This is a genomic window from Flavobacterium xizangense, assembly GCF_054075145.1.
Genome location: NZ_JBSIPG010000097.1, coordinates 1 through 273, shown reverse-complemented (window position 1 = coordinate 273; position 273 = coordinate 1). Strand labels below are relative to the sequence as shown.

Here is a 273-nt window from a genome sequence, read left to right as displayed (position 1 = left end):
ATGCAAAATTTGCAGATCACGCTGTGCCAGAAGGGAGTGGAAAAGTTCGAGGGATTTTAACCAAATTTGGTTCAGCTTATCAGTTTATGGTTCGCTATGAAAGTGATATCGTGATGAACGGAAAAAGAAATACGCCATTTTTTTCAGAAGATTTTCAATCGGTTAAAAACAATGTGAATTTTACGCTTCCAGGCTGGAGCAATATTGTGGAGAAAGCAACAAAATTGTGGAAAAGCATGGTATATTCTGGAAATGGATATGCAGAATTTAACA

The 273-nt window shown here is 36.6% G+C and carries 1 protein-coding gene; it reads left to right on the top strand.

The annotated features are described in order from the left end of the window. On the top strand, positions 1–273 hold a 273-nt coding region (locus ACWA1B_RS22670), incomplete at both ends, for a DUF5689 domain-containing protein (RefSeq protein ID WP_456910871.1).